This is a genomic window from Synechococcus sp. GFB01 (assembly GCF_001039265.1).
Classification (GTDB): domain Bacteria; phylum Cyanobacteriota; class Cyanobacteriia; order PCC-6307; family Cyanobiaceae; genus NIES-981.
Map to the genome: position 1 here is coordinate 15,655 of NZ_LFEK01000009.1, position 15,694 is coordinate 31,348.

The 15,694-nt window shown below is 66.4% G+C and carries 19 protein-coding genes, 1 tRNA gene, 1 pseudogene and 1 riboswitch; of the genes and pseudogenes, 11 read left to right on the forward strand and 10 right to left on the reverse strand.

The window, feature by feature from the left end; translation table 11 throughout:
* Position 1: 1 nt before the first annotated feature.
* The 5 genes from pxcA to SYNGFB01_RS01705 all read left to right on the forward strand — a co-directional run bounded on the left by pxcA (position 2) and on the right by SYNGFB01_RS01705 (position 3,559).
* The gene (pxcA, locus tag SYNGFB01_RS01685; protein ID WP_048016687.1) at positions 2-1,147 is read left to right on the forward strand and encodes a proton extrusion protein PcxA; all 1,146 of its coding nucleotides are present in this window, start codon (positions 2-4) and stop codon (positions 1,145-1,147) included.
* 2 nt (positions 1,148-1,149) lie between these two features.
* The gene (cobU, locus tag SYNGFB01_RS01690) at positions 1,150-1,695 is read left to right on the forward strand and encodes a bifunctional adenosylcobinamide kinase/adenosylcobinamide-phosphate guanylyltransferase (protein WP_048016661.1); all 546 of its coding nucleotides are present in this window, start codon (positions 1,150-1,152) and stop codon (positions 1,693-1,695) included.
* Entirely contained in the window at positions 1,695-2,225 is a 531-nt protein-coding gene (locus tag SYNGFB01_RS01695; protein ID WP_048016662.1) for a tRNA (cytidine(34)-2'-O)-methyltransferase, read from the forward strand. The genes cobU and SYNGFB01_RS01695 overlap by 1 nt, the downstream gene beginning before the upstream one ends.
* A gap of 201 nt (positions 2,226-2,426) precedes the next feature.
* Positions 2,427-3,467 carry a peptidoglycan DD-metalloendopeptidase family protein gene (locus SYNGFB01_RS01700; RefSeq protein ID WP_072061514.1) on the forward strand — a complete coding sequence of 347 codons (1,041 nt, stop codon included), beginning with the start codon at positions 2,427-2,429 and terminating at the stop codon, positions 3,465-3,467.
* An 18-nt stretch (positions 3,468-3,485) separates the two neighbouring features.
* Positions 3,486-3,559: transfer RNA gene (locus tag SYNGFB01_RS01705), tRNA-Met, on the forward strand.
* Positions 3,560-3,753: 194 nt separating this feature from the next.
* Here SYNGFB01_RS01705 and SYNGFB01_RS01710 read toward each other — a convergent pair.
* Positions 3,754-4,017, reverse strand: coding sequence for a hypothetical protein (locus SYNGFB01_RS01710; protein WP_048016663.1), 264 nt, complete (start codon positions 4,015-4,017; stop codon positions 3,754-3,756).
* A gap of 184 nt (positions 4,018-4,201) precedes the next feature.
* On the opposite strand from SYNGFB01_RS01710, the gene SYNGFB01_RS01715 reads away from it, so the two are divergent.
* Entirely contained in the window at positions 4,202-4,792 is a 591-nt protein-coding gene (locus SYNGFB01_RS01715) for a peroxiredoxin (protein ID WP_048016664.1), read from the forward strand.
* A gap of 47 nt (positions 4,793-4,839) precedes the next feature.
* On the opposite strand, the gene purQ is transcribed toward SYNGFB01_RS01715, so the two are convergent.
* The gene (gene purQ, locus SYNGFB01_RS01720) at positions 4,840-5,496 is read right to left on the reverse strand and encodes a phosphoribosylformylglycinamidine synthase subunit PurQ (RefSeq protein ID WP_048016665.1); all 657 of its coding nucleotides are present in this window, start codon (positions 5,494-5,496) and stop codon (positions 4,840-4,842) included.
* Positions 5,493-5,765: a phosphoribosylformylglycinamidine synthase subunit PurS gene (gene purS / locus SYNGFB01_RS01725; RefSeq protein WP_048016666.1), complete on the reverse strand. Its 273-nt coding sequence runs from the start codon at positions 5,763-5,765 to the stop codon at positions 5,493-5,495. The genes purQ and purS overlap by 4 nt, the downstream gene beginning before the upstream one ends.
* Before the next feature lie 97 nt (positions 5,766-5,862).
* On the opposite strand from purS, the gene SYNGFB01_RS01730 reads away from it, so the two are divergent.
* Entirely contained in the window at positions 5,863-6,198 is a 336-nt protein-coding gene (locus tag SYNGFB01_RS01730; protein ID WP_235299854.1) for a hypothetical protein, read from the forward strand.
* A 31-nt stretch (positions 6,199-6,229) separates the two neighbouring features.
* On the opposite strand, the pseudogene cobW reads toward SYNGFB01_RS01730, so the two are convergent.
* From cobW to SYNGFB01_RS01745, 3 genes and pseudogenes are all read right to left on the reverse strand, one after another.
* A pseudogene (gene cobW, locus SYNGFB01_RS01735) lies at positions 6,230-7,353 on the reverse strand (cobalamin biosynthesis protein CobW).
* 1 nt (position 7,354) lies between these two features.
* Positions 7,355-7,957, reverse strand: coding sequence for a HupE/UreJ family protein (locus tag SYNGFB01_RS01740; RefSeq protein WP_048016667.1), 603 nt, complete (start codon positions 7,955-7,957; stop codon positions 7,355-7,357).
* A 22-nt stretch (positions 7,958-7,979) separates the two neighbouring features.
* A riboswitch (cobalamin riboswitch) is annotated at positions 7,980-8,131 on the reverse strand.
* A 27-nt stretch (positions 8,132-8,158) separates the two neighbouring features.
* Positions 8,159-8,599 carry a pentapeptide repeat-containing protein gene (locus SYNGFB01_RS01745; RefSeq protein WP_369795446.1) on the reverse strand — a complete coding sequence of 147 codons (441 nt, stop codon included), beginning with the start codon at positions 8,597-8,599 and terminating at the stop codon, positions 8,159-8,161.
* Positions 8,600-8,827: 228 nt separating this feature from the next.
* Here SYNGFB01_RS01745 and SYNGFB01_RS01750 point away from each other — a divergent pair, with 228 nt between their 5' ends.
* The 4 genes from SYNGFB01_RS01750 (at position 8,828) to SYNGFB01_RS01765 (ending at position 12,427) form a co-directional block, all read left to right on the forward strand.
* On the forward strand, positions 8,828-9,382 hold the full coding sequence (locus SYNGFB01_RS01750) for a uracil phosphoribosyltransferase (protein ID WP_369795447.1): 555 nt from the start codon (positions 8,828-8,830) through the stop codon (positions 9,380-9,382).
* Between the two features lie 24 nt (positions 9,383-9,406).
* On the forward strand, positions 9,407-9,730 hold the full coding sequence (locus tag SYNGFB01_RS01755) for a hypothetical protein (protein ID WP_053068258.1): 324 nt from the start codon (positions 9,407-9,409) through the stop codon (positions 9,728-9,730).
* Between the two features lie 26 nt (positions 9,731-9,756).
* Positions 9,757-11,433 (forward strand): dihydroxy-acid dehydratase, encoded by a 1,677-nt coding sequence (ilvD, locus tag SYNGFB01_RS01760; RefSeq protein WP_048016668.1) that lies wholly within the window; start codon positions 9,757-9,759, stop codon positions 11,431-11,433.
* Between the two features lie 157 nt (positions 11,434-11,590).
* Entirely contained in the window at positions 11,591-12,427 is an 837-nt protein-coding gene (locus SYNGFB01_RS01765) for a ferritin-like domain-containing protein (protein WP_235299855.1), read from the forward strand.
* 62 nt (positions 12,428-12,489) lie between these two features.
* Here the strand turns inward: SYNGFB01_RS01765 and SYNGFB01_RS01770 are convergent, their stop codons facing one another.
* From SYNGFB01_RS01770 to gndA, 4 genes are all read right to left on the reverse strand, one after another.
* Complete coding sequence (locus SYNGFB01_RS01770; RefSeq protein WP_048016670.1) at positions 12,490-12,903, reverse strand: hypothetical protein; 414 nt, start codon at positions 12,901-12,903, stop codon at positions 12,490-12,492.
* 5 nt (positions 12,904-12,908) lie between these two features.
* Positions 12,909-13,490 carry a CIA30 family protein gene (locus SYNGFB01_RS01775; protein WP_048016671.1) on the reverse strand — a complete coding sequence of 194 codons (582 nt, stop codon included), beginning with the start codon at positions 13,488-13,490 and terminating at the stop codon, positions 12,909-12,911.
* A 5-nt stretch (positions 13,491-13,495) separates the two neighbouring features.
* A complete protein-coding gene (pgl, locus tag SYNGFB01_RS01780) occupies positions 13,496-14,212 on the reverse strand; it encodes a 6-phosphogluconolactonase (protein ID WP_048016672.1) in 717 nt (238 codons plus the stop codon).
* Positions 14,209-15,627 carry an NADP-dependent phosphogluconate dehydrogenase gene (gndA, locus tag SYNGFB01_RS01785; RefSeq protein ID WP_048016673.1) on the reverse strand — a complete coding sequence of 473 codons (1,419 nt, stop codon included), beginning with the start codon at positions 15,625-15,627 and terminating at the stop codon, positions 14,209-14,211. The genes pgl and gndA overlap by 4 nt, the downstream gene beginning before the upstream one ends.
* Between the last annotated feature and the right edge of the window lie 67 nt (positions 15,628-15,694).

The window sequence follows — 15,694 nt, forward strand, 5'->3', positions numbered from 1 at the left end:
CATGGCTCTCAACGACTGGATGAGCGCCTTTGGACGCGCCCAGGCTCTGGACATCAGCCACGACCTGGAGCGCGGCTATGAGGCGGCTCTGCTGATCCAGACCATCGAACTGGAGCATTACAACGACCGCCCCGTGCGGCCCGAGCTGGAACTGAGCATCCCCCGAGCCGCTCAGGCGCAGCTGCTGCGTCGCTTCCGTGCAGCCCTGGAGATCTGCCATCAGACTCTGGCCGCGATCGAGGCGCATCGCGGCGAACTGGCGGGTCAGGAACTGCGTCAGCTCCAGCTCATCGAGGCGGTGGTGAACCGCTACGACCTGGAGCGATCCCCGCTGCCCAAGATCAGCCGCTCGCCCGAAGTGCTGCCGCGCAGCCTGCTTGGGGTGGTGGATCAGGTGCGCCGTCAGCTGGATCCGGAAGCCGAAGCCAACGTGGTGGCCGGCTTCCGCAGGCGACGCGATTCGACGCTTGTCTCGCTGCGCATCCTGCTGCTCCTGATCCTCGTGCCGCTGCTGATTCAGCAGGTCAGCCGCACCTATCTGATCTCGCCGCTGGTCGATCACTTCGCTCCCGACAATGCTTTTCTGACCTACCCCAAACCTCAGCTGGAGGAGCGCGCTGCCGAGAAGCTTCGCCTGTATCGGGAAGAGATCGAATTCGATGCGGTTCTGAATGGCAAGCCGCTGCCCACGCCCGATGAGCTGCATCTGCAACTCTCCGAGCGAGCCCGTGAACTCAAGGAGGAGGCCGATCTTGAAAGCACCCATGCCATCAAGAATGTGCTCTCTGACCTGGCCGGGCTGCTTGGATTTGTGGCCGTCTGTGTGGTCTGCCAGCGCGATCTGCGTGTGCTGCGAGGATTTCTGGACGAACTGGTGTATGGATTGAGTGACAGCGCCAANGCATTTGCGATCATCCTCTTCACCGACATCTTCGTGGGCTACCACAGCCCGGAAGGCTGGACCGTGCTGCTCGACGGAATAGCCACCCACTTCGGACTGCCCGCACGCGAAAACTTCATCTTTCTGTTCATCGCCACCTTCCCGGTCGTTCTGGCAACCGTCTTCAAGTACTGGATCTTCCGTTATCTCAACAGGGTCTCGCCGTCGTCGGTCGCGACCCTGCGCAACATGAATGGTGGGGGCTGAACTTGGCCCCGCTCACCCTTGTGCTCGGGCCCGCCCGCAGCGGCAAGAGTCGCTGGGCTGAGCTGCTCGCCAGCCGCTCCGGCGCCGCCGTGATCTACCTGGCCACCGGCGGCAGGGCCGAGGCCGATGCCGACTGGCAGGAACGGATCGATCGCCATCGCCGCCGCCGCCCGGCCCACTGGCAGTGCCTGGAAGTGGGCAGCGACCTGGCTGCCGCCCTGGAAGCGCTCGAGGCCCATCAACTCGGCTTGGTGGATTCGCTCGGCAGCTGGGTCGCCCACGGCCTGGCTCTCGACGACTCTGCCTGGGAGACGGCCTGCCGCACCTTGCTCCAGGCCCTGCAGCGCTGCTCGGCCCAGCTTGTGGTGGTGAGCGAGCAGACCGGCTGGGGCGTGGTGCCAGCCACGGCGATCGGCGGTCTGTTCCGCGATCGGCTGGGGCAGCTCGAGCAGCAGGTGGCGGCCGTCAGCGACACCTGCTGGCTCGTGATCGCCGGCCGCGCTCTGGATCTCGGTGCGATCAGCGAGCCGGTCCCGGCCGATCCCTGATGCCTCAGGTCGTTCTGTTCGAGCCACAGATCCCCCCCAACACCGGCAACGTGGCCCGCACCTGTGCGGCCTGCGGCTGCGCCCTTCACCTGATCGAGCCGCTCGGCTTCCGGATCGACGATCGCCATCTGCGACGCGCTGGACTGGACTACTGGCCCCTGGTCGACCTGCACCCTCACCGCAGCTGGGCAGGCTTCCAGGAGTTGCGGGGCACCCGTCCGGGACGACTGCTGGCGTTCAGCAGCCACGGCCGCCTTCCCTATCACCAGTTCCGCTTCGAGCCTGACGACTGGCTGTTGTTCGGGAGGGAGACCGACGGGCTTCCCGCACAGCAACTGCGCGGCGCCGACGCCGTGCTCACGATCCCGATGGCACGCCGCGTGATCGAGGGCGGGCAGCCAGGCGTGCGCAGCCTCAACCTCTCGGTGGCCGTCGGCATCGCCCTGTTCGAGGTTCTGCGGCAGCTGGGGCTGTTGGACCGGTTCGATCCCCCGCCAGCAGAGGGATCAGCCGAATCGCCCTCCCGCTGATCCCGAACAGCGCCCGCCGATCAGGATCTCCACACGGATCGGCGAGATCCCCTCGGGCAGCGGGCTTTGGACAGCGCCGGCCGGAGGTCTGCGGCCCTGCTGTGCCGAGCTTGCCTTGCCCGCCCCGGGGCCATCCGCTACTGTCTGCCCGACTCAGAGATCACGGCTTCTGACTGAGTCATGTCGTTCGGGGACACAACGATGACATTTGCCAAGGCCGTTCCTTTGCTGCGCGCCTGTCTGAAGGCAAGCCTTCCGCTCACCCTGGCCCTGCCCGCTGCGGTTGTGGCCTTCACACCGGAGAACCCTGATCAGGAATCGGTCGACCAGCTGATCGCCTCATTACCTGCCCCCAGCAGCGACAGGGTATGGGTGCGCATCCGTCAGCCCATCACCATCGAGAATCTTTCGGAGAGCCTTCTGGTTCCCGAGGAGAAGCTGGCCAAGCTCAACGATGTGAGCCTGGATCACGAGTTCCGTCAGGGCGACTGGCTGGTGATTCCCAGCAGACAGTCCCGGGATGTGAAGCAGCTCGCTGCCATCGACACCACTGAGCTGCGCCGCACCCCGCCTCTGCAGAGCCTGCCTCCGCTCGAAGAGCGTGGCGTCGTGCGCATCGGCGACTCCCTGGTGAAACTCGCCCAGCGCTACGGACTCACGCTTCAGGAGCTTCTGCGGCTCAACCCCGGTCTCGAAACCGCCCGACTCGTGGCAGGCACCCAGGTCCAGCTGGTTCAGTCGGCCCCANGGCGCTCGCGCATGGTGCTGGGCCTGAAGCCGACCACCAGCGGCGGCACGAGTTGGCCGGAACTTCCCGACTTCGGCAAGACCACCCGGCCGTTCGGCGTTCCGAGCACCACCACAGGCTGGGTGTGGCCCACCCAGGGCATCTTCAGCTCCGGCTTCGGCTGGCGCTGGGGACGGATGCACAAGGGGATCGATGTGGCCAACAACGTGGGCACACCGATCGTGGCCGCCCGGGAGGGACGCGTGGTGTTCTCCGGCTGGCACGACGGGGGCTATGGCTATCTGGTGACACTGGCGCATCCCGACGGCAGCCGCTCCCTCTATGGCCACAACAGCCGCCTCCTGGTGAAGGTCGGGCAGGAGGTCGGGCAGGGCGAACAGATCGCGCAGATGGGAAGCACGGGCAGGAGCACGGGCCCGCACCTCCACTTCGAGATCCATCCCCCCGGTAGCGGCGCCATCAACCCGCTGCAATTCCTGCCACCCCGCGCCTGATAAGATCCTGCTGTCCGCGGCTCGGTAGCTCAGCTGGTTAGAGCGTGGGATTCATAACCCCAAGGTCGGGAGTTCAAGTCTCCCCCGAGCCATCCTGGCTAGTGCGCGCTCAGGCACATGCGTTTTATCCAAAAATTTGATTCGTGAAGGAAACACCTTCTTGACCAGGCCTTGATGTCAGAAAGGACATCTGAAGGCCTTCCGAACGATCTGGCTGCGATGTGCAGATCGTCCGGCATGACTGATCCAGCTCAGGGAAGGGTGCCGAATCCGCGCTCAGCCACCATCAGCCGGGGTCGGAGAGGTCCATCGCGGCTGGAATCGGAGCAGGGGGAGTGGATGTCGCGGCAGCCTGACGACGGCTGCGGGTGGCAGCAGCCTTTTCGGCAATGGCGCGGATCAGGGAGCGGCTGCGGTTCACCTCGGCGATGCTTTCCCCATCGCGGGGACGGACCAGGGGGTTGGCCTTCAGTTCGCTGCGCAACTGACTGAGGAGCCTGAAATGGCCTGTGGTGTTGTAGCGGCGCAGAATTCCAGGATCCCAGCCCATCGCTGCCTCATTCGGACCCGCCCAGCCTATGGCGCGGTTGCGCCAGGATCTGTGATAGGTTGTTACGAGCCAACTGGTAGTCGTTCCGACTACGATATGGATCGGGAGCCTGTCCGGCGCGACAGGCCTTCGAAACCGTCGTCAGGACGTCTCCAGCCCGGCCGATCCATCACCTCTCGCGAGCATGTCCCGACTCGTCGGTCTGCAGGCCCCAGACTTCACCGCCACCGCCGTGGTGGACCAGGAATTCAAGACCGTTTCCCTGAGCCACTACCGCGGCAAGTACGTGGTGCTGTTCTTCTATCCGCTCGATTTCACCTTCGTCTGCCCCACGGAGATCACGGCCTTCTCCGACCGCTACGCCGATTTCACCAGCCGCAACACCGAGGTGCTGGGCGTGTCGGTGGACAGCGAATTCAGCCATCTGGCCTGGGTGCAGACCGATCGCAAGAACGGTGGCCTGGGTGAGTGTCGTTATCCCCTCGTCGCCGACCTCAAGAAGGACATCGCCCGCGCCTACAACGTGCTCGACGAGGATGCCGGCGTGGCACTGCGCGGTCTGTTCATCATCGATCCCGATGGTGTGATCATGCACAGCACGATCAACAATCTGCCCGTGGGCCGCAGCGTCGACGAGACACTGCGTGTGCTGCAGGCCTTCCAGTACGTGCAGTCTCATCCCGATGAGGTCTGCCCGGCCAACTGGCAGCCTGGCGACAAGACCATGAACCCGGACCCGGTGAAGTCCAAGGACTTCTTCGCCGCCGTCAACTGATCCCTGCGGGGGCCGCTCGAGCGGCCCCCTCAGATCCAGGTCGTAGTTCAGCTCTGCTGCAGCGAAGCGAGAAGACGCTGACCATCGGTGCTGCCTGTCTGGAGATCGCAGGCCCGCTCGGGGTGGGGCATCAGGCCCAGCACATTCCCCTTGGCGTTGGTGAGTCCGGCCAAATCCCCCATGGACCCATTGGGGTTGTCGGCGTAGCGCAGCACCACCTGACCGTTCTCCTCGAGTTGGCGAAGCGTCTGAGGGTCGCACTGATATCGGCCTTCTCCGTGGGCGATCGGCAGGGTGATGGCCTCGCCGCTGGCATACCCCTGAAGCCAGTCACAGTCGCCGGGGGACACATGCAGACGCGCCGGCTCGCAGATGAAGTGCAACCTGGCATTGCGGGTGAGGGCTCCCGGCAGCAGACCCATCTCGGTGAGCACCTGAAACCCGTTGCAGATTCCCAGCACCGGACCGCCGGCATCGGCGAACACTCTGACGGCTTCCAGCACGGGTGAGAAGCGGGCGATGGCCCCGCAACGCAGATAGTCGCCATAGCTGAAACCCCCGGGGATCACCACCGCATCGATGCCATCGAGCAGTGGATCTTCGTGCCACAGGAAGCGGGTCNTCACACCCAGGCAGNCCTCGANGGCCCAGCGCACGTCCCGGTCACAGTTGGAACCGGGGAACACGACCACACCCACCGTCATGCGACCGCACCCTCGGAGGACTCGGCCAGCTCCAGGCTCCAGTTCTCGATCACCGGGTTGGCAAGCAACCGGTCACTGAGCAGCTCCAGCTGGGCCTGGGCACTGGCTCGATCGGGAGCGTCGAGCTCCAGTTCGATCGCCTTGCCGATCCTCAGCTTCTGGATACCGCTCACACCCAGCCGGGCGGCCGCGGCTCGGGTGGCCTCGCCGGCCGGATCGAGCACGGAGGGCCTCAGCGAGACCTGAACGCGAGCGTGAAAACGGGGCACCTGGGCAACTGGAGGTTTGTTAAATCTTGGCAGCACGCCGGGCCACATCCCCCCGCTGTGGACAGGTTGGACATGAGTCGCGTTGGCCTCTGTGCCCGTGTCGCTGGTTCATGCCATCGCTGGGTTGGGGTTGGCCGGGCTGCTGATGGGCCAGCCGATCGCGCTGGCTGGTGAACGCCCGAGCCTGGTGCCGCTGGAGTGCCGGCTCGGCGACGGCCCCTGGCGGCAATGCGAAATGCAGGTGCTGCAGATCGGCCACCAATGGCAGCTGCGCGTCAACGGTGAGCAGATCAGCTTCTCTCACGATGGCCTCGGCAACGTGCGGATGCGACGCGGGCAGAGCGACTGGATGCCGGTGGAAGCGCGCTGGAGNCCGGATGCATCGCTCTGCTGGGATGGGGTCTGCGCACGAGGCGATCTGCCGCTCGACTGAATCGGGTCAGGATCGGGGCTCCCGCAGTGGCTCAGCGCTGGGCCGGGGTTGTCACCAGGTTCTCCAGACGCCGACGAAGATCATCAGCGGGCAGGCCGAACCCGAGGATCACCAGCTCCAGCATCGGTTCGGATGACGCCTGAGACGATTCGGCTGGCTCTGCGGTGGCGGAAAACCAGCTCTCCAGACNGGGCCCCACCGCCTGCAACTCCAGTGGTCTGGCCTTGCCCGGCATCCAGAGGCAACCCTTCAACCGCACCAGCCCGGGAAGGCGGATCAGCTCGATGAGGGCTGTCTCGAGCTGCTGCCGTTCAAAATGCCCGGCGATGCGCAGGGCCAGCGACTCGATGGGCACATGGCTGTGGTCGTGGTGCTCGGCGTCGTCATGGTCGTGGTCATGCTCGTGATCGTGGTCCTGTTGGACGTGAGCGCCGTCCTGATGACCATGCCCATGGCGATGGCCAGGCAGTCCCAGCACCAGCTCGGGAGCCAAGGCACCGCGCTGCACCGGCAGCACCACCGTGCCAGCGCGCAGCCGCGGCTCCAGTTCCCGGCTCACCCGATCCAGCTGCGCCGGATCGAGCCGATCGGCACGGCTCACCAGGACGAGATCGGCACAGGCCAGCTGATCGGCGAACAGCTCCTCGATCGCCGTGGCGTGCTCCAGGCTCGGATCGGCCTGCCGCTGGGCATCGAGTGCAGCGCTGTCCGCCACCACGGCGCCAGCCGCCAGGCTTCTCCATCCACCACGGTGACGACGCCGTTGACCCTGGTGCGGCTGCGGATGGCCGGCCAGCGAAAGGCAGCGACCAGGGGTTCCGGGAGTGCCAGACCGCTGGTTTCCACCAGGATCCCATCCAGCTGATCCGCACGCTCCAGCAGGGTCTCCATGGTCGGCAGGAAGTCGTCCTGCACCGTGCAGCAGAGGCAGCCATTGGCCAGCTCCACCAGGCGCCCATCGAGTTCCTCCTCCGGGCAGAAGCCGCAGCGGCGCAGCAGATCACCATCGATGCCAACCTCGCCGAACTCGTTGACGAGCACGGCAAGCCGCTGACCGCTGGTCAGCAGCAGATGGCGCAGCAGGGTGGTCTTGCCGGCACCGAGAAATCCGGTCACCACGGTGACCGGCAGGCGTTCCGAAACAGCTGGGCTCATCTCAGGGCACCAGGGCGGTCCACGTGAACCCGGCACCCACGCCCAGCAGCATGCCGGCCAGCAGCCGCAACTGGCCGGGGCGCGCCTGCAGCGACCAACGGCGGATCAGCCGCAGCGAAAGGCCCATCAGGACAGCCTGGCTGATCAGCAGGCCTGTGAGGTAGGCCAGCAGGGGCGTGGTTTCCCAGCCGATCACCGAGGCGCTGAGCACGTAGCCATGCAGGGCAATCGAGGGCACCAGCACCCAGGGCGGCAGGCGATCCAGAAGCACAAGGGCGACTGCCACCAGCGAGAGTGCCACCAGTGCTTCAGCACCGGGAAATCCCGGCAGCAGCACTCCCACGCCGGAGGCGGCCAGACCGACACCGAGCAGAAGCAGCATCCAGCGCCCCGAGTGCTTCAGTCCCACGAGCCCCAGGGCCAGAAGGAAGAGCAGATGGTCAGGGCCGAGGACCGGATGGCCCAGTCCGCTCAGCAGTCCGGCCAGCGGGGTGGGTTGGCGCTGATGGAAGAGTTCCATCAGGTGATGCGCCGACGCGGGTGATGCGCAGAGCAGGAGCAGGACGACGCCGCAGGGCGCCTGCCGGAGGAGACGTTGGAACATCCAGTGAACTGGTCCGCGCCAGGGATGAAGGTGACGAGCCGGCGGGCGTTCTGACTGGAGCAGGAGCGGACTCCGTGCTCTTCACAGCTGCGGGACAGCGCCGGATTTGCACCGGACTTTCCCCGTTGCCTCCGCTGGATGACCACCAGCGGAACCGGATCCCGATCGTAGACGCAGCCGGCGGGATCGCCTCAGTGGTCCTCAGCGGCAGCCCAGACTGTCACGGGTGGTTACACCGGTGACGGGGTTGGTCCCCGCCGCCCTGGCACAGAGCGCCTTCTGTTCGGGCAGATCGAGAACGGCATCGGTGAAGTCGGCTCCGTCGATCCGGGCATCGCGGAAGTGGCTCTGCATGAGCATGCCGTTGCGCAGGATCGTGCCGCTCAGGTCACTGTCTTCGAAACGGGTGGCGTAGGCCACCACGTCGCCGAGATCGGCACCGCGCAGGTTGGCTCCCCGCAGATCGCTGGCGTTGAACACGGCGCCGCGGAGGTCGGCGTCGCTGAAGTCAAAGCCGGAGAGCTGGGCCTTGAGAAATTCCTGCTGCTGCAGGTTGCGACCGCGCATGTCGGGCTGCAGATCCTGCAGAGCCCGTTGGCCACGCAGTTCCGGGGCCGTGATCGCGGCGCGCCGGCGGGCCACCCCAGCAGCAGCATGAGTGCGAGGGAACAGGCGAGGAGGCTGGTGCCCAGCCATCGGATCACGGAGCGGGTCGCCATCGGTGCGGACCTACGGTGGGCCCACAAGTTATGGCAACCATGGCGATGAGCCTGCGGGTGGTGGTGCCCCCGCACCCCCTGATCGCTCACTGGCTCACNGGTGCTGNNNCGCGANNTCAGCNACACGCCTCAGCCGCTGTATGCCACGGCGATGACGGAGCTTGGGCGCTGGCTGACCTACGAAGCCGTGCGCGACTGGCTGCCGCATCGGCGGGTGCCGCTTCACACCGACCTGGCCTCCACGGAGGGAGAGGTGGTGGATGCCGGGGTGGCGCTGCTGGCGCTGCCCATCCTGCCCGCCGGGCTGGGCCTCTGGAACGGCGCCCAGACGGTGCTGCCGGCTGCACGGGTGGCGCATCTCCTGATCCGCAGCGACGGCCGCATCGAGGGTCTACCGGAGCAGATCGACGAACGCATGGGCGTGCTGGTGTTCAGCGGCGAGGTCGCCACTGGCGAGCGGCTCGAGGGCCTGCTGACTGCCCTTGCATCGCTCGGGGTGCGGGGACGCCGCCTGCGGGTGATCAGCGCGCTCACCGCCAGCCCGGGCCTGAAGCGCCTGGGGGAGACCAACCCCGATCTCACCCTCTACACGGCCTGCATCGATGCGGAGCTCAGCAGCGAGGGACGCATCGTCCCAGGCATCGGCTCGGTGCCCGAACGGCTCTACGGCACCATGCAGCTGGATGGTGCGGCCGCGGGTGCCTAGGCTGATCGCAACCAGAGCTGCCCGATGGGCGACCCCAGCCGCGACCGCCAGTCTCATGACCATCCCTCGCAGGGATCAGCCCTCGTGCTGAGCGCCGTGGCAGGGGCGATGCTCGGTGCCGCCGGTCTGGCCTGGTGGTTGCTTTCAGAAGCGGAGCGCAGGCGATTGCAGCAGCGTCAGCAGCGCCTTCTTTATCTGTCTCGCCTGCAGGACGGCAGCGAGATTCACGAGGCTGGAGCCGTGAAGCAGCCCGACCAGCAGCGCGATCTTCATGACAAGGTGCACGAACTCAACCAGGCGATCGATGAGGTGCGACGCCAGCTCGAGGCGATGGCCACCACTCGGTAGGTTTCTTCGACAGCGCCTCCCTGCCCATGCTTCGCTCAACCGCCATCACGCAGGGGATCCAGCGATCCCCCAACCGCGCCATGCTCCGGGCGGTTGGCTTCGGCGACGACGACTTCAGCAAGCCGATCATCGGCATCGCCAACGGCTACAGCACGATCACGCCCTGCAATCTCGGGCTCAATGACCTGGCCCGGCGGGCGGAGGAAGCGGCCCACGCGGCCGGTGCCATGCCGCAGATGTTCGGCACGATCACAGTGAGTGACGGCATCTCGATGGGTACGGAAGGGATGAAGTATTCCCTGGTCAGTCGAGAGGTGATTGCCGACTCCATCGAAACAGCCTGCAATGCCCAGAGTATGGATGCTCTGCTGGCGATCGGCGGCTGCGATAAGAACATGCCGGGCGCCATGCTCGCCATGGCCCGCATGAACATCCCCTCCATCTTCGTGTATGGAGGCACCATCAAACCGGGCAGGCTCGGCGCCTGTGACCTCACCGTGGTGAGCGCCTTCGAGGCGGTGGGTCAGTACAGCGGCGGCAGGATCGATGAGCAGGAACTCACCGCCATTGAGAAGAACGCCTGCCCCGGCGCCGGCAGCTGCGGCGGCATGTTTACCGCGAACACGATGAGTGCGGCCTTCGAGGTGATGGGCCTGAGCCTGCCCTACAGCTCTACGATGGCTGCCGAAGATGCCGAGAAGGCTGACAGCGCCGCTCGCAGCGCCGAGGTTCTCGTGCGAGCGATCGAGCGCAACATCCTGCCGCGTGATCTGCTGACCAGGGATGCCTTTGAGAATGCCATCAGCGTGATCATGGCGGTGGGCGGCTCCACCAATTCCGTGCTGCATCTGCTGGCCGTGGCCCGCACCGCTGGGGTGGATCTGAGCATCGACGATTTCGAGCGCATCCGTCAGCGCGTGCCGGTGATCTGCGATCTCAAGCCCAGCGGCCGCTACGTGACCGTGGATCTTCACCGGGCAGGCGGCATCCCGCAGGTGATGAAGCTGCTTCTGGATGCTGGCCTGCTGCACGGCGACTGCCGCACGATCGAGGGCAAGACCCTGCGCGAGGTTCTGGTTGACGTGCCCGCAGAGCCCCCCGCCGGTCAGGACGTGATCCGTCCGCTCTCCGATCCCCTCTACGCCAAAGGGCACCTGGCGATCCTCAAGGGCAACCTGGCCGAGGAGGGTGCCGTCGCCAAGATCAGCGGCGTCAAGAACCCTGTGATCACGGGCCCGGCACGGGTGTTCGAGAGCGAGGAGAGCTGCCTGGCCGCGATCCTCGACATGCGGATCAACCCCGGTGATGTGGTGGTGGTCCGCAACGAAGGCCCCGTGGGTGGACCGGGGATGCGCGAGATGCTCAGCCCCACCGCCGCCATCGTGGGCCAGGGACTGCTCGATTCGGTGGCCCTGATCACCGACGGGAGGTTCTCCGGTGGCTCCTTCGGTCTGGTGGTGGGCCACGTGGCCCCTGAAGCTGCCGTCGGCGGAACCATCGGCCTGGTGGAAGAGGGCGACAGCATCACCGTGGATGCCGATCGGCTGCTGATCCAGCTGAACGTGCCGGATGAGGAGATCGCCCGCCGCCGCGCCGCCTGGGTCAGGCCGGAACCTCGCTACCGCACCGGCGTGCTGGGCAAGTACGCCCGCCAGGTGAGCTCCAGTAGCAAGGGCGCCGTCACGGACCAGCCGGGCCTCTGAGCAGCCCCGGGCACCCGCGCCTGCTGGCAACGGCTGAGCCCTGTGGGCACGGTGAGCAGCACAGGCTCGTTACCATCTCCCACACGCACACACCGGGTTTCCGATGGCTGTCAGCTACCCCCGCAAGATCCTCAACTCCATCNGTCCCCGTGAGGTGATGGCTCAGGTGGTGAAGGAGAGAAAGCTGCAGGTGCTGTTCCTCAACAGCTATCGATTCAATGAGCAACGCTCGTGCCTGGAGCTCACCAGCCTTGTGGAGAGTCTTGATGGCAAGCCACGCGAACTGGTGCTCGAGCTTTCCCATCACATCAGCGATGAAGCCCGCCATGCCGTCTGGCTCACCGATCTGCTGTACGAGATGGGTGAAGAGATCGGCAACCCTGAAAGTNGTTCCTATATCGATGAGTTGAATCGCCTGTTCGACAAGAGCGGCGATGATGTTCAGCAGGAGGACGGTCTGATCGCTGTTCTGGCGTCCATCAACGCCACTGAGAAGCGAGGCTGCCAGGCCNTTTCCGCCCACATAGCCGCGCTGCGACAGGCAGACCCGACCGACGAGAACATCCGGATCCGCGAAACTCTTGAGAAGATTCTCCCGGAGGAGGCGGCTCATGTGAGCTGGGGCAGCCGCTGGCTCGGCAGGATCGCCAGCCGCAGCCCCGAGCATCGTGTGCGGGTCAATGCGGCCAAACGAAAGTACGCGATGATTGAACATGCCGCGTTCGAAGCCGGCATGGACATCACCGCCGGGGCCGAACTGCGACGCCTCGGCAACCTGGTGGAGATCGCCAACACGCTGCCGGTCTGGGAGCGACCCGGTTACGTCCTGGAGCGGCTTCCTCAGGCCCTGCTTTCGCAGGATCTTCAGAAATCCCGCCTGCTGGCCGTCAGGCGGGTCTGGGAGGACAAGCCCGAGCATCTCGTCGAACAGTTCATCCCGATGTTCCTGCGGGGCCTCCAGAACCTGCGGCCCTCCCTGGCCTCGGGCCACTGAGCTGAGCTCGCTGATTGGGGCCGAAGCGGCAAGATCCTGCTGAACCTGACTGGGCCCCCGCTTCAATCAGCATCGGCCCCANNCCCCAGGAGGGCCCGCACACGTCGGCAGAACGCTTCCAGCGACGCCCCGTCGGCGGGTCTCTCGCAGCGTTCGCCGTTGTCCGCACGAAGCCAGACGGGGTGGCTGCCATGCCACAGCATCGCAGCCGCCTCGTCCCCGGGGCGACTCAGCAGCAGATTGAGCTGGCAACCGCTGCGATAGATCTCCAGTTCCAGGTCATGCAGAGGCTGGCGTGCTCCATCCGCACCCCGGGCCTCGATCCGCAGCGTGCAGTCGAGCGGAGCATCCGAGTCGCTCAACGACTCTGGTTCGCTGCGCGGATCACAGAGCCGCACGGCGTGCCGCCAGGGTGAAAGACACAGGTCTGCGGCGCGGGCGAGCTGCTCGGGCGTCAGGGTGAGGGCGTCGCCCATCCGACTCAAACCACCGCCTCGATCCGGCGGATCAGCAGGCTCAGAGGGCCGGCGCGGAAGCCTGGATTCAGCCCGCCGCTGTCGTTGAACTTCGAGTGAAGCAGCTGCAACCGCCGGATGCGGCGCGGATCGAAGCGCAGCGGTATCCCCAGCGGGCGGGCCCGGATGCTGGGGGTGAGGCGCTGGAAGGGGACCACGACCCTGGTGGTGCCGCTGGAGCTGGTGTCGAATTCGGCCACCCAGCGCAGCCCACCGGGAATCAGCTCGGTGGCTCCCGTCACCAGATCGGCGCAGGCCACGGCCAGCTTGTAGCGACGCCCGTCGNCGTCGAGCTCGAGGGCCAGGGCGCGGAAGGGCGAGAGATCAAGCGGCGGAACGAACTCGGCCGAGCGGCAGCTCACGAAGCCGCCTCCCTGCTCCACCACCTCGGCCTCCATCCGGAGTCCGTCCGGACCCGCGCTGCACCGGCCGGTGCTTCGTCCGCCCATGATCGTGTCATTCAGGAGGCTCCAGCCGCTGAATCCCGGCCCGGCCACAATCAGGCGGGCCGTCTCACTGGCGTGCTCTCCATGCCGGGACTCCGCCACGCTCGTCAGCCCTCCAGTGCCTCGGCAGCAGCCTTGTCGGCGAAGATCCAGATCTCTCCCTGCGGTTGTGCCAGCCGGGCGGGCGTGCGCTCCGGCGACTCCTCAGGATCCAGCAGCCGCTGCAGAGCCTGCCGCTTGCCAGCCCCGCTGACCAGAAACACCACCCTGCGGGCGGCCGACAGGACCGGAGCGGTGAGGGTGATGCGCGGCAGTCCCTTGCCTTCCCCGACCGTAACCGGCTGCTCACGGACCGCCAGGGCCGGCGTGCCGGGAAACAGGGAGGCAGTGTGCCCATCGTCACCCAGCCCGAGCAGCACCAGGTCCAGGCGAGGCGTCTCGCCGCTGCAGAGCTGGCGCAGCAGATCTGCATAGCTGCGAGCGCCGTCCGCGGGCGTGGGCAGATCGGTCGGAACCGGATGAAACCGTGCGGAGCGCGCCGGTCCCTGGGCCAGCAGGGTCTCGCGCAGCAGGCGGGCATTGCTGGCAGGGTCATCCGACGGCACCCAGCGCTCGTCACCCAGCAGCACATCGACCCGTTCCCAGGGGAGATGCTCCTGGCCAAGGCGGGCGTAGGTGGCCCGTGGGGTGCCCCCACCGGCCAGTGCGATCTGGGCACGGTCGCGCTCCGCGAGGGCCAGATCGATCGACGTGGCGATGGTCTCGGCGCACTGGCGGGCGAGATCCTCGGCGGATCCAGCCACCACCAGGTGGTAGGCACTCATGTCAGCCATTCGGTGTGGAAGCTGCCGGGCCGGTCGACCCGTTCGTAGGTGTGGGAGCCGAAGCAGTCCCGCATCGCCTGCACGAGATTCTGGGGCAGCCGCGCGCTGCGGTAGCTGTCGATGTAATCGAGCGTGCTCGACAGACAGGGGACGGGGATGCCGGCCAGGGCGGCGCCGGCCACCACCTGGCGCAGACCGGCCAGCCGCTGGTTCACCTGGGTGGCAAACCAGGGGTCCACGAGCAGGTTGGCCAGCTGCGGATTGGCCGTGTAGGCATTCTGGATGCGCTGCAGCAGGCGGGCGCGGATGATGCAGCCCCCCTTCCAGATCTGGCCGATGGCCGCCAGATCGAGGTTGTAGCTGTGCAGCCGCGAGGCCTCCTGCATCAGGGCCATGCCCTGGGCATAACTGGCCATGCAGGCCAGAACGCAGGCATCCCGCAACGCCGGCATGCCGGCGGAGGGATCGCCGAGATCGATGGCATGGGGAGCTGGGGCCGCGAGCACCTGCTCCGCGGCCTGGCGTTCGGGGCGCAGCGAGCTGAGCACCCGCGCATTCAGAGCCGCATAGATCGTGGGCACCGGCACGCCCATCTCAAGGGCGCTGATCACCGTCCAGAGTCCCGTGCCCTTCTGCCCGGCCGAGTCCACGATCAGCTCCACCAGATCGGCTCCGCTTTCGGGGTCCTTGGTGCGAAGGCAGATCTCGGTGATCTCCACCAGAAAGGAGGCCAGCTCCTCGGACTGGTTCCACTGCCCCAGAACGTCGGCCATCGCCGCGCCGTCGAGGCCGGCAGAGCGCTTCATCAGGTCATAGGCCTCGGCAAGGATCTGCTCGATGCCGTATTCAATGCCGTTGTGCACGGTCTTCACGAAGTGACCGGCACCGCCAGGGCCGATGTAGGTCACGCAGGGGCCGTCGTCGACCTGGGCCGCCATCTTGCGGACCAGCGGCTCGATCGCGTCGTAGGCAGCCCGGGTGCCGCCGGGCATCATGCTGGGGCCCTGGAGGGCTCCCTTGGCGCCACCGGAGACGCCCATGCCGATGAAGCCGAAGCTGCGGCTCTCCAGCTCCCTGACGCGGCGCTCGGTATCGGTGTAGAGGGAATTGCCCCCGTCGATCAGCAGATCGCCTTCCTCCAGATAGGGAGCGATGGCGGCAATCGTGTCGTCGACCGGCTGGCCTGCCTTCACCATCAGCAGGATCCGTCGCGGCCGCTCCAGGGCCGCGACAAACTCCTCGATGCTGCGCGCGCCGACGATGTCAAGGCCCGCACCGCGACCTGCCAGAAATTCGTCGGTCTTGGCGGCGGTGCGGTTGTACACCACGCTGGAAAACCCGTTGCGCTCAGCGTTGAGCACCAGGTTCTCGCCCATCACCCCCANGCCCACCAGCCCGAAATGAGCCTTACCCATGGATCGTCAATCATGCCGTTCGCCCCAGTGTGGACACCAGCTGGTGGGCCGTGTGGTCAAGATCACG

What these genes read in the sequence shown, in the direction of transcription:
- SYNGFB01_RS01695 (WP_048016662.1), top strand. Translation starts at nt 1,695, where the DNA reads ATGCCTCAGGTCGTTCTGTTCGAGCCACAGATCCCCCCCAACACCGGC.
- SYNGFB01_RS01710 (WP_048016663.1), bottom strand. Translation starts at nt 4,017, where the DNA reads ATGGGCTGGGATCCTGGAATTCTGCGCCGCTACAACACCACAGGCCAT.
- SYNGFB01_RS01715 (WP_048016664.1), top strand. Translation starts at nt 4,202, where the DNA reads ATGTCCCGACTCGTCGGTCTGCAGGCCCCAGACTTCACCGCCACCGCC.
- SYNGFB01_RS01740 (WP_048016667.1), bottom strand. Translation starts at nt 7,957, where the DNA reads ATGTTCCAACGTCTCCTCCGGCAGGCGCCCTGCGGCGTCGTCCTGCTC.
- SYNGFB01_RS01750 (WP_369795447.1), top strand. Translation starts at nt 8,828, where the DNA reads ATGACGGAGCTTGGGCGCTGGCTGACCTACGAAGCCGTGCGCGACTGG.
- SYNGFB01_RS01755 (WP_053068258.1), top strand. Translation starts at nt 9,407, where the DNA reads ATGGGCGACCCCAGCCGCGACCGCCAGTCTCATGACCATCCCTCGCAG.
- ilvD (WP_048016668.1), top strand. Translation starts at nt 9,757, where the DNA reads ATGCTTCGCTCAACCGCCATCACGCAGGGGATCCAGCGATCCCCCAAC.
- pgl (WP_048016672.1), bottom strand. Translation starts at nt 14,212, where the DNA reads ATGAGTGCCTACCACCTGGTGGTGGCTGGATCCGCCGAGGATCTCGCC.